9 protein-coding genes are annotated in these 12340 nt (G+C 33.5%); 1 reads left to right on the top strand and 8 read right to left on the bottom strand.

What is annotated here, in order from left to right:
• The first annotated feature begins 93 nt into the window (after positions 1-93).
• The gene (locus tag HMPREF9129_RS04260; RefSeq protein ID WP_004820710.1) at positions 94-1077 is read left to right on the top strand and encodes a S66 family peptidase; all 984 of its coding nucleotides are present in this window, start codon (positions 94-96) and stop codon (positions 1075-1077) included.
• A gap of 105 nt (positions 1078-1182) precedes the next feature.
• On the opposite strand, the gene HMPREF9129_RS10595 is transcribed toward HMPREF9129_RS04260, so the two are convergent.
• The 8 genes from HMPREF9129_RS10595 to HMPREF9129_RS04225 form a co-directional block, all read right to left on the bottom strand.
• Positions 1183-1392, bottom strand: a complete 210-nt coding sequence (locus HMPREF9129_RS10595) for a hypothetical protein (RefSeq protein WP_004820706.1) — start codon at positions 1390-1392, stop codon at positions 1183-1185.
• Positions 1392-2498: a protein adenylyltransferase SelO family protein gene (locus tag HMPREF9129_RS04255; protein ID WP_004820705.1), complete on the bottom strand. Its 1107-nt coding sequence runs from the start codon at positions 2496-2498 to the stop codon at positions 1392-1394. The genes HMPREF9129_RS10595 and HMPREF9129_RS04255 overlap by 1 nt, the downstream gene beginning before the upstream one ends.
• On the bottom strand, positions 2495-3922 hold the full coding sequence (locus HMPREF9129_RS04250) for an aminoacyl-histidine dipeptidase (RefSeq protein ID WP_004820703.1): 1428 nt from the start codon (positions 3920-3922) through the stop codon (positions 2495-2497). The genes HMPREF9129_RS04255 and HMPREF9129_RS04250 overlap by 4 nt, the downstream gene beginning before the upstream one ends.
• Before the next feature lie 72 nt (positions 3923-3994).
• Positions 3995-4792, bottom strand: a complete 798-nt coding sequence (locus HMPREF9129_RS10590) for a L,D-transpeptidase (RefSeq protein ID WP_004820702.1) — start codon at positions 4790-4792, stop codon at positions 3995-3997.
• An 8-nt stretch (positions 4793-4800) separates the two neighbouring features.
• A complete protein-coding gene (gene uvrA, locus HMPREF9129_RS04240) occupies positions 4801-7614 on the bottom strand; it encodes an excinuclease ABC subunit UvrA (protein WP_004820700.1) in 2814 nt (937 codons plus the stop codon).
• Positions 7615-7621: 7 nt separating this feature from the next.
• Positions 7622-9604: an excinuclease ABC subunit UvrB gene (gene uvrB, locus HMPREF9129_RS04235; protein ID WP_004820698.1), complete on the bottom strand. Its 1983-nt coding sequence runs from the start codon at positions 9602-9604 to the stop codon at positions 7622-7624.
• Between the two features lie 197 nt (positions 9605-9801).
• Positions 9802-10878: an NAD(P)-dependent oxidoreductase gene (locus HMPREF9129_RS04230; RefSeq protein WP_004820696.1), complete on the bottom strand. Its 1077-nt coding sequence runs from the start codon at positions 10876-10878 to the stop codon at positions 9802-9804.
• Between the two features lie 14 nt (positions 10879-10892).
• Positions 10893-12245 (bottom strand): sodium/glutamate symporter, encoded by a 1353-nt coding sequence (locus tag HMPREF9129_RS04225; protein ID WP_004820693.1) that lies wholly within the window; start codon positions 12243-12245, stop codon positions 10893-10895.
• Positions 12246-12340 lie beyond the last annotated feature (95 nt).

Here is a 12340-nt window from a genome sequence, read left to right as displayed (position 1 = left end):
AGATTTAATAAGTGTTATAATTCTATAAAATTTAATATTAATTAATACACTTTATCTAAATTACAGCTTTTTTAATTTATAGGGGGAATTACTATGTTAAAACTAAAAAAAGGAGATACTATAGGAATTTTTTCACCTTCATCACCGGCTACAGTTTTTGCTAAAAAACGTTATGAAAGAGCAAAAAATTTTATAGAAGACAAAGGTTTTATTATTAAAGAAGGAAATTTAACCGGGAAAAGTGACTTTTATCGTTCAGGAAGTATAGTTGAAAGAGCCAATGAACTAAATAATCTCATCTATGATCCCAAAATTAAATGTATCATTTCCACAATAGGAGGAAACAACTCAAACTCCATTTTACCTTATATAGATTATGAATATTTTAAAAGCCATCCCAAAATTATTATAGGATATTCTGATGTTACTGCAATATTATTTGCAATATATGCTAAAACAAATATCCCAACTTACTATGGTCCCGCTATGGTTGCTTCTTTTGGTGAATATCCACCTTTTGTTGACAAAACGTATGAATACTTTGAAAATGTTTTAATTAAATCAAACAATCTTCCATTAGAACTGCAAACGCCTAACGAATGGACCGAAGAATATATCCCATGGGAAGAACAAACTAGATGCAAAAGTGGAATTGATAATGAATTAATTACAGTTAATAGCGGTAAAGTAACCGGAAGACTTATAGGTGGAAATTTAAATACAATGGAAGGTATTTGGAATACAGAATATATGCCTGTCATCAAAAATGGAGACATATTGATGATTGAAGATTCGTTAAAAGATATAGCTACAATAGAGCGTAGCTTTTCATTATTAAAATGCAGTGGAATTTTTGATAAAATTGGCGGTTTAATTTTGGGCAAGCATGAACTTTTTAATGACCTAGGAACAGGCAGGAAACCCTATGAAGTTCTAAAAGAAGTCATTGGAAATTTAAACATTCCAATTCTAGCCGAATTTGACTGTTGCCACACTCACCCTATGTATACAATTCCCATTGGATCTAATGTGGCACTGGATGCAGACAAAAAAACTTTAACTTTATTAAATTGGTGATTTCTAGAATAAACGCTAAACCAAATAATAGATTTCTAACCCTATCATTAAAGCATAACCGCGTGTTTAACAAGTGGTTATGCTTTAGCTATAAAAACTGCTTTTTTAAGTTCCACAATAAGTTTTATATTTTATAATATCTTTTTCTTGCATCGGTGTTTTATACTTTTCATCAATTTCAATTTTATAGTTATAAGGGTCACTAAAAACTCTTATGGCTTCTTCAAAAGGTTTATAATTTCCACTTTCAGCTGATTTAATTACTTTTTCTACTATCTCATTTCTTGGAATTACAACAGGGTTTGAATTTTCCATCAATTCTCTTGATGTGCACTTAGGCTCCCATTTTTTACAAACCCTTCAAGCTCTTCCGGATACTCTCCAATCGTCAATTTGTAGAATGTATTTGTGAAATCCATTTTATTCATATACATTATATTTAATAATTCATAAATCAATTCATGATCATTTTCTTCAGGTTTCTCTATCCCCAATTTATTAAAGAACTCTCTTTCAAAAGCTTCTTCATACAATTTTGAAAAATTCGAAATCACTTCTTCAATTTCTTCTTTTGTAACTTCTTCCAACAATACATCTAAAATGTATTCTGCAAATCTTGCAAGATTCCATTGATATATTTTGGGTTGATTGGAATATTTATATCTGCCAATTGTATCTATAGAACTGAAGACAGTTTCTGGATTGTATATGTCCATAAAAGCACACGGCCCATAGTCAATTGTTTCTACTGCCAAAGACATATTGTCAGTATTCATAACTCCATGTATAAATCCAACCGACATCCACTTTGCCATCAATTTTGCGCCTTGCTCTGAAATTCTTTTGAGTAAATCAAATGGGCTTACCCCGTCATACAATTTATTTGATACATAATTTAAAAGCTCTTTAACAGATTCTTTACCCATCTCACTTGCATATCCAAATGTTCCAAATCTCACATGAGTTTTGGCAATTCTTAAACTGACAGCCCCATCTTCAACTTTATTTCTTATAACTGCATTTCCTGTTTTCGCCACAAATAAATTTCTAGTAGTAGGAACATTTAAATTATACATTGACTCTGAAATTAAATACTCTCTGACCATAGAGCCCAAAGTAGCTTTTCCATCTCCACCTCTTGAATATGGAGTCTTTCCACTTCCCTTTAAATGTAATTCCAATCCATCAATATCTCCAAGAAGTGCTGCTCTTCCATCTCCAAGCCTTGTAAAATATCCAAATTGATGTCCACTATATGCCATAGCTATAATTTCATCACTATCATAATCTATTTCATCTAAATTTAAATCCAATTCAGATAGTAATTTTTCATTGATCTTTACATATTCTTTAGGCCTTTCTGTAGGTTTTACTCTTGAATAAAATAATGAAGAGAGTTCATTTAAATATTCATGATTCATTTTAAATTCTCCAACAGTTTTAGAGTGAAATCATATACTCTTTCAGCTGAAGAGATACTAATTCTCTCTTTAGGAGAGTGTACATCAAACATATTAGGACCAAATGAAATCATCTCTGTATTAGGAAGTATTTTCTTTAAAATCCCACACTCAAGACCTGCATGAACAGCCTCAAAAGTTGCTTTAGGTGAATACATACTATTCCAAGTTTCTTCCGCCACGTCTTTTAATTTGCTTTCAGGTTCATATTCCCAACCTGGATATTCATTTTCTATAGCAAATTTAGCTCCAGTCATATTTGCAATTACTCTAAGTTTATCTATCAAAAATTCTAATTTAGAATCAGATGATGAACGAACAGAAATAGTATATTCTATCTTTTCTTCATCTTGCACAATTACCGCATTGTTTAATGAAGATTCAACTAATCCACTTATATTTTTAGAATATGCAAACACTCCATTTGGAATTGACGCTACGAAATTTATAAAATTGTCTGATACTTTTTCACTTAAAACTCTATTAATTTCAATTTCTTCTATGTCTACTTTTAAATTTGGGTCTGTATTCTTATATTCGTGAGCAAATGCTGCTTCTAAAGATTTTATTCTTTCTTTAGCTCTTTCAATATCTTCAACTTCCAACACAACCTCATTTGAATTTGCAATCGCATTGTGTTTTGTTCCGCCCTTTACAGTTGCCAGTCTTACTCTCATTTCATTTCTTAAGCTACTCAAAATTCTTGCAGACAATACATTTGCATTGGCCTTATCTTTATCAATTTCCATTCCTGAGTGTCCGCCTTCAAGTCCACTCACTCTTACTTTAAGCGCTTTTGTAGTCTTTTCTTCCCATTCATTTTCAAAGTCTACTACAATTTCTGCTCCACCGGCGCTACTAACCAAGAAAATACTTTCTTCTTCAGAATCTATATTAAATAGATAATCACCTTCTATTTCTCCTTCTTTTATAGACATTGCGCCTACCATAGTAGTTTCTTCTTCTGTGGTTATGAGCACGGTTAATTTAGGATGAACTAAATTTTTAGAATCCAATATTGCTAATGCATACGCAACTGCTATTCCATCATCTCCACCCAAAGTTGTGCCTCTTGCTTTTAAATAGTCTCCGTCTATATACATATCTATCGGATCTTTTTCAAAATCATGAGCACTGCCATCTTCTTTAACACAAACCATATCCATGTGCCCTTGTATTATGACACTTTTCGAGTTTTCATAACCTTCTGTTGCCGGTTTTTCTATTATTACGTTGTTTGCTTCATCTTTTCTCACCGCTAAATTTCTCTCTTTAGCAAAATTCACTAAAAACTCAGAGATAGCTTCCTCATTTCCTGAGCCTCTTGGTATTTGATTTATCTCATAGAACCAATTAAAAATTGGATTTTTTCTTAAATTTTCCATTACGTACCTCCTATATCTTATTCAATTTTACCCAATTATCTACAATTAAAAAAGGTGGCAATGCCACCCTAATTAAAATACTAATAATTCTTCCGCTCTATATTCAGTTTCTACAGGCTTATCTTGTTTTGGCTGAGCTTTAGGTTCAACTACTGCACTTGGATCGGCTGCTTCATATACAAGTTGTTCCACTCCCCAAGTCTTTAATTCTTGAGCTGTTCCTATCCAAACTGGCATTCCCACAGTTGCCCTTGGAAATACAAATTGTTCAATGTCATAATTAAACATTCTTATACATCCGTTTGATGCATATTGTCCCAATTGATGTGGCTTTATATTTCCATGTATTCCATATCCACTTGCACCAGGTATGCTAAGCCCCATCCATCTTTCTCCAAGTGGATTTTTGGGGTCATCCGGTAGAGCTGGAGAATACTTTCCGCCCATTCCTCCCCAAGCTGGATTTTTATGCATATTTGCAATCTTTGCCTTTGCAGAAGGTGTTGGAGTATCTGAAGCTCCAACTGTCACAGGAAATTTATAAATAGGAGATTTTCCATGGTAATAAGTCAAAACTCTTGTAGTTGTGTTTACTGTTATCCAATCTCCATTAGTTGGTGGCGTTAAAATCACATCTTGAACCACCATATTTTGATTGTAAAGCACCTTATTAGTCATGGCATCTAACTTGCCTGTTACTGGCAAATTAGACAGTGATTGAAATCTCTTTATCTCTTCAATTTTTCTGTAGCCAGATTTGTCCATAAAAGTATTTTGTCTTACGTACTTAGCGTAAACTCCAGTACTGTTTAAAATACAAATGCAAAGTACAAAACTAAAAATAACCCTTTTTAAAATTTTATTCATCATTTTCCCCTCTATAATAATGGTTTTAAAAATTTTCCTGTATATGATTTAGGATTTTTTGCAACTTCTTCAGGTCTGCCCTCGGCGATTATTTCTCCTCCGCCATCTCCACCTTCAGGTCCTAAATCGATGATGTGATCTGCAGTTTTTATCACATCTAAATTATGTTCAATTACAACAACGGTATTTCCTCTGTCCACCAACTCATTTAGAACCCCAATCAATTTTCTAACATCCTCTGAATGTAGACCAGTTGTCGGCTCGTCAAGTATATACATAGTGCTTCCCGTTGCAACTTTTGAAAGTTCAGTGGCAAGTTTTATTCTCTGTGCCTCTCCACCTGATAGTTGAGTAGATGGTTGTCCAAGCTTGATATAAGAAAGCCCAACATCTCTTAAGGTTTCAAGTCTTCTCTTGATTCTTGGATGTACTTCAAAGAAATCTATAGCTTCTTCAACTGTCATATCAAGAACTTCAGAAATATCTTTTCCCTTGTATTTTACTTGCAATGTTTCACGATTATATCTCTTTCCTTTACAAACTTCACAAGGAACATATACATCTGGTAAGAAGTGCATTTCCACTTTTATTATTCCGTCACCTTTACAAGCTTCACATCTACCACCTTTAACGTTAAATGAAAATCTTCCTTTTTTATATCCTCTCATTTTAGATTCGGTAGTTTCTGCAAATATATCTCTTATTATATCAAAAGTTCCAGTATAAGTTACCGGATTAGAACGCGGAGTTCTTCCTATTGGACTTTGGTCTATATCTACAACCTTGTCTATATTTTCAAGCCCTTTTATTTCTTTATGCTTTCCAGGTTTTATTCTTGAACGATTGACCTTGCTAGCTAAAGATTTAAACAATATTTCATTTATAAGTGAACTCTTTCCACTTCCGGACACTCCTGTAATAGCTACAAATTGTCCCAAAGGTATTTTCACATTTATATTCTTTAAATTGTTTTCAGCTGCTCCAATTATCTCAATTTCTTTTCCAGTGTACTCTCTTCTCTCTTTAGGAACCTCTATTTTCTTACGTCCAGATAAATAAGCTCCAGTAATTGACTCTTCACAAGCCATAACTTCTTCAGGTGTTCCCTGCGCAACTATGTGCCCACCAAGCCTTCCGGCGCAAGGCCCTATATCAACTATCTGGTCTGCCATTCTCATAGTGTCTTCGTCATGTTCTACAACTATTAGAGTGTTTCCAACATCTGTGAGTTCACGAAGTGCTCCTAATAATTTTTCATTATCTCTCTGATGTAAACCAATGCTTGGTTCATCTAAGACATATATAACACCAACAAGTTTTGAACCTATTTGCGTCGCCAATCTTATTCTTTGAGATTCTCCACCAGAAAGAGTCCCGCTCATTCTTGAAAGTGATAAATATTCTAACCCAACAGTCTCTAAAAATCCAAGTCTTGCATTTATTTCCTTTAAAATTTCAGCTGCTATCATATTTTCTTTTTCAGATAACTTTAAATCTTTAAAAAATTTAACTGCATTAGAAATTGAAAGTTCTGTTAACTCAAATATATTTAAACCGCCAACTTTTACAGCAAGTGAAGACTCTTTAAGCCTTGCTCCATGACATTTTGGACATGGTGTATCGCTCATAAACTCTTCTATTCTTCCAAGTTGAGCGTCTGAACTAGTCTCCATATATCGACGTTTTAAATTCTTTTTAATTCCCTCAAACTCTCCAACATAGAGTTTATCTCCTGAAAAATGAGAATTGAATTTAAACTTTAGCTTTCTATCAGAACCGTTCATCAACTCATCTATAAATTCCTCAGGAGCATTTTTAATGGGTTCATCTAAGCTAAATTTGTGAGCTTCGGCAAGAGCTTTTATCATCTGATTGTAATAAGTTCCATCTACTGTTGAATAACAAGCTATTGCTCCTTGATTTATTGACAAATCTTTATTAGGCAAAACTAACTCTTCATCAACTTCTTTTGAAAACCCAAGACCATTACACACTTCACAAGCACCTATTGGTGTGTTAAATGAAAAAGACCTAGGAGTTATCTCTTCAATAACTATATCACATTCAGGACAAGCTAATTTTGAAGAAAATATTAATTTTTCTCCATCTATAATATCCACATAGACCAAACCATCTGAAAGAGATAGAGCTTGCTCCATAGACTCTGCAAGTCTTGACTCTATTCCCTCTCTTATAATTAATCTGTCAATTACTACATCAATATCGTGTACTTTATTTTTATCAAGTTCTATATCTTCATCCAAGTCGTGCATTTCTCCATCTATCACAACTCTAATAAAACCATCTTTTTTTAATTTATCTAAATTCCGCTTATGCGTGCCCTTTCTTCTGCTTATTACCGGAGATAGTATTTGTATTTTAGTTCTCTCTTCAAGCTCTAAAACTTTATCAACCATCTGGTCAATTGAAAAGGATGTTATCTCCTTGCCACATTTAGGACAGAAAGGATGTCCAACCCTCGCATATAAAAGTCTTAAGTAGTCATAAATTTCTGTGACAGTTCCCACAGTTGAACGCGGATTTTTGCTAGTGGTCTTTTGGTCTATAGATATGGACGGACTCATTCCCTCTATATAGTCCACTTCAGGTTTATCCATTTGCCCCAAAAATTGCCTTGCATAGCTCGACAAACTCTCGACATATCTTCTTTGCCCTTCGGCATAAATTGTATCAAACGCAAGAGAGGACTTACCCGAACCGGAAAGCCCTGTAAATACCACAAATTTATTTCGCGGAATTTCTAAATCAACATTTTTTAAATTGTGTTGTCTCGCTCCTTTGATAACTATATTTGAACTACTCATGTTCACCTCAATTATCTTTTATCTTCTCCATTGTATCTTTTAATTCTTTAATCTTATCCCTTATTTCTGCTGCCTTTTCAAAATCAAGAGACTCAGCTGCCTTGTACATTTCGGTCTTTAGTGCATCTATCATAGCCTGTATTTCCTCATTAGAAAAACTTTCTACAGCTTCATACTTGACTTCACTTTCTGCAGCTATTGTAGCTTCTATTACTTCCCTTACACTCTTTGATACAGACTTAGGTATTATGCCATGCTCCTTGTTAAACTTGTCTTGAATTTCCCTACGACGATTAGTTTCATCGAGCGTTGTTTTCATAGACCTAGTAATAGTGTCAGCATACATTATTACCTTACCTTTGACATTTCTAGCAGCACGACCTGAAGTTTGAATAAGAGAAGTTTCACTTCTAAGAAACCCTTCCTTATCCGCATCCAAAATAATTACCAAAGAAACTTCTGGTATATCCAAGCCTTCGCGCAACAAGTTTATACCCACAAGTACATCATATACACCAAGCCTCAAATCCCTTATAATTTCCATTCTCTCGATTGTGTCTATATCCGAGTGCATATAAGTTACTTTCATTCCTATTTCTTTTAGATGTCGACTCAAATCCTCAGCCATCTTTTTAGTAAGAGTAGTCACGAGAATTCTTTCCCCTGCATCTATTCTGTCGTTTATCTCTCCAATCAAATCATCAATTTGATTCTTAGTTGGTCTGACTTCAATTTCAGGATCCAACAGTCCTGTCGGTCTTATAATCTGTTCAACTTTATTCTGTTCATGCTCCTGCTCATAAGGACCAGGCGTTGCAGAAACATATATTGTTTGATTCATCAGCTCTTCAAACTCACTAAAATGTAGTGGTCTATTATCAAGTGCCGATGGTAATCTGAATCCATAATCTACAAGAGTTTGTTTTCTCGCTCTGTCCCCATTAAACATACCTCTTATCTGTGGCAAAGTTGCATGGGATTCATCTATTATAGTCAAAAAATCCTTAGGAAAATAGTCAATCAAAGTATATGGCCTAGAGCCAGCCGGTCTTTGAGAAAGATGTCTTGAATAGTTTTCTATTCCCGAGCAAAAACCCATCTCAGACAACATCTCTAAATCATATCTCGTTCTCTGTTCTATTCTCTGCGCTTCCAAAAGCTTTTCCTGATCCTTTAAAACTTGAAGCCTTTCCTCAAGTTCTTCTTCAATAGTTACAATTGCTCGCTTCACCTTTTCCTCAGATGTTGCAAAGTGAGAAGCCGGATATATTGCAATATGTTTTCTATATCCTATAACTTCTCCCGTAAGAGCATTCATTTCAGTTATCCTATCAATCTCATCCCCGAAAAACTCAACCCTTATACTATTTTCAGAAGAAAAAGCAGGAAATATTTCTAAAACATCTCCTCTAACTCTAAATGTACCTCTTACAAAATTGACATCATTTCTAACATATTGAATATCCACCAATTTTTTCATTATTTCATTTCTGTCCTTAAGCATACCGGGTCTTAAAGACACTACCAGATTTTCATAATCTATAGGGTCCCCCAAACCATATATGCAAGAAACAGAAGCAACTATAATGACATCTCTTCTCTCAAACAAACTCATAGTTGCAGAGTGCCTTAATTTATCAATTTCATCATTTATAGAAGAATCTTTTTCAATAAAAGTATCACTTTGAGGCACATAAGCCTCAGGTTGATAATAATCATAGTAACTTACAAAATATTCTACAGCATTTTCAGGAAAAAATTCCTTGAATTCACTTGCAAGTTGGTAAGCCAAAGTCTTGTTGTGAGCTATTACAAGAGTTGGTCTTTGTACCCTCTCAATTATATTAGCCATAGTAAAAGTCTTTCCCGAACCAGTTACTCCAAGTAAAGTCTGATGCTTTAAATTGTTGTTTAAACCTTCCACTAACCCATCAATAGCCTGTGGTTGGTCTCCCATAGGTTTAAAATCTGAATGAATTTTAAATTCCATTACATCACCTATCCTAAGTATACCCGAACAATTGTTTTTTGTAAACGCAATCGAACAATCGTTTTTTATTTTATAAGATTATATACAAATCAAAAAACCCGTGGAAATTAATCCACGGGAAATACTAAATCTTAAATATTTTTATTATAAATACATACATAAGAAGAAGCGATGGTTTATATTTAAGATTTAATAACTTATTTATAATACGGTAATTGTTCCTTAAATTTTTTATCTTTATTATTTAGCCAATATACTACATGGTTCATTGCTTCAACGGCTTTTGTTTTTGCTGCCAAATCAGAATTGAAGCCTTGATGTGGTTGTACATAAAAATTCTCAGCTTTGGCAATCCCATTTTTGATTATTTCTCCCGCTGCAATAATATCATCATTACTACATTTAGAAAAATCATTATTTTGCAAATAACTTGTCAATTCTGATTCATGGCTGAATACATCTACTCCTATCCCCACTATTTTTTTCTCTTTATATAATTTTAAAAGAGTGGATTCGGGAGCTATTTCTCCTCTTGTAACATTTACAAAATACAATGGTTTTTTAGCTTTTAGTAAATACTCCTCACTAAAATAATTTTCATTATAAAATCTACTTCCTCTATCTTTAGTAAGATTCATCACATTTACAATTATGTCGCTATTTAATATTGCTTCTTCCGGAGTTACAAAATTAAAACCTTTATATTCTTCAAGTAATTTCAATTCTTCACTTCTGATGTCTACAGCCTGTACAGATAGTCCATTATAACTCAAATTTTCATAAATCTTTTTGCCAATTTTCCCTACCCAATATACAGTTGCTACTCGATTTAAATTTAATTCCATAAAAGAAGAACTATTTTTTCTCTCAAATATACTTGTATTTAAAGTATATTCATTTAAATTTCCGCAAACACAGTACACAAACTTAATTGCAGTCTGAGCTACCGCATCCACACAATACTCTCTTAAACTTGTTAAATTTATTTCATTTTGTAAATGTTCAAAGTGGTCATATCCGGCACTTCTAGTTATAACACTCTTCTTATTTCCTTCTGATACGTATCTTTTTGGAAGTTTAGAATGAGTTTTTGTAGTTATTATATCAGGCATTTTTACTTCTTTATCTTTAAAATATTCTTGTATAGTCAAAGGAGTAATTAAAAAATTAAAATTTTTAGGTAGCTTCCCATTTTCTATAAGTTCATTTGTTATATTTTCTAAATGTTCAGCTTCTTTTCCCAAAGCTTCAAAGTGCATAATATCATAATTCATTTTTTATTCCCTCACTACTTCTTTTGATTTCCTTGCATTTTGCCAGGAGTCCACCATTTAAAAATAAGTGCTGAAACTGTCAAAACTATAAATGCCGCCCACATTGCTAATGTAGTGTATTGAGGCCATTTCCCACCTAAAACAATAAATAGTGGTGGTAATACCTGCAGTGCAATAGCTATAGGTCTATTTAACAAGTCCGTTATTCCCGTATCTTCAAGCCCTCTTGATTTTTGATCCGGGTCTACAACTCTATTTAACAATACTCCTGTAGCTATAACACCGTTAGACCTTCCGTAATTCATAATACCTCTCTCAAACCAAGCTCTACTTGAAGTATATTTACTAACATATAAAAACCATACTATGTTTAAAACTAATCCAAATATAAAGCTTATTAAAAGTGGTCCGAAATTAGCTGCTATTACATCTAACTTCAAAGATGCTACAGCTGACAATACCAATAAATCAGTAGCCGAACTACTTATCCTTTGCATAGTCCCTCTGTCAACATATTCCACAGCTCCTGTTTTTTTCAAAACAAATTGAGCAAGATATCCAAAAATTAAAGCAGACACAAAAACCGGTATTGATAACCAACTAACATATCCTTTTACAAAACCAGAAAACCATTTCCCTAAAAAGGTAACAAATAGTGCTATAGCCAAGTGAAATACTAATGGATCTAAAGACATATTAGATACTGTTATTTTCCCTGCACTCTTTTGTTTATCTTTAGGTATTAAACCCGTTCTTATTTCTTCCGGTAATTCTTTAGGTGAACTTACATAAATTGTATAGCCCTTACGAGTTCCCCAATTTATCAATGCCATTCCTATAACTATACCGCCTACTAATCCCACTGTAGCCGAAGCATTTCCAAGGTCAAAAAACTCTGGCCAACCGTAGTCTTTGTAAACTGCACCAACTGCTGCCGCAGTACCATGCCCACCATAGAATCCCGTTGCCATCAATAGACCAAAACCATCATTTAAATTTGGCCAAATTTTATTTAATACTCCCAATGCCAATGTCATACCTGCTGCATATTGTAGTATCAATATACCTGTATTTTGATAAAAAAAGCCTCCTACACCTTTAATATCTTCTTTACTCATAGGTTCATCACCTATAGGAGTACATGCAAATACAACCGCTATAAGTATTCCTGCATAACCACTTAACTGATCAGAAAAAGGTAAAATATTTAGTACTCCGGGTCCTAAAATTAAGCCTATAAATCCTCCTATTAACGATGCCGGCATCAATAGATTTTGAAACAATTTTACTTTTGCTCTTAAAAATTGTCCTACTAATAGTAATAATCCCATCAAACCTGCATCAATAAGTACATCCCATAATGACATAAAGTTATCTCCTTATTTATTACTACAGTACTGTGTAATTTCATTATATGCTCCATTTAGGAACATGTCAATTATATTTCGTCATTTTGGTTCAT

Origin of the sequence: Peptoniphilus indolicus ATCC 29427 (assembly GCF_000227315.1) — a bacterium.
GTDB lineage: Bacteria > Bacillota > Clostridia > Tissierellales > Peptoniphilaceae > Peptoniphilus > Peptoniphilus indolicus.
The sequence above is the reverse complement of the archived record's forward strand: the minus strand, read 5'-3'. Positions and strand labels throughout refer to the sequence as shown.

Coding starts and splice junctions, on each gene's coding strand:
- HMPREF9129_RS04260 (WP_004820710.1), top strand. CDS start 94: ATGTTAAAACTAAAAAAAGGAGATACTATAGGAATTTTTTCACCTTCA.
- HMPREF9129_RS10595 (WP_004820706.1), bottom strand. CDS start 1,392: ATGGAAAATTCAAACCCTGTTGTAATTCCAAGAAATGAGATAGTAGAA.
- HMPREF9129_RS04255 (WP_004820705.1), bottom strand. CDS start 2,498: ATGAATCATGAATATTTAAATGAACTCTCTTCATTATTTTATTCAAGA.
- HMPREF9129_RS04250 (WP_004820703.1), bottom strand. CDS start 3,922: ATGGAAAATTTAAGAAAAAATCCAATTTTTAATTGGTTCTATGAGATA.
- HMPREF9129_RS10590 (WP_004820702.1), bottom strand. CDS start 4,792: ATGATGAATAAAATTTTAAAAAGGGTTATTTTTAGTTTTGTACTTTGC.
- uvrA (WP_004820700.1), bottom strand. CDS start 7,614: ATGAGTAGTTCAAATATAGTTATCAAAGGAGCGAGACAACACAATTTA.
- uvrB (WP_004820698.1), bottom strand. CDS start 9,604: ATGGAATTTAAAATTCATTCAGATTTTAAACCTATGGGAGACCAACCA.
- HMPREF9129_RS04230 (WP_004820696.1), bottom strand. CDS start 10,878: ATGAATTATGATATTATGCACTTTGAAGCTTTGGGAAAAGAAGCTGAA.
- HMPREF9129_RS04225 (WP_004820693.1), bottom strand. CDS start 12,245: ATGTCATTATGGGATGTACTTATTGATGCAGGTTTGATGGGATTATTA.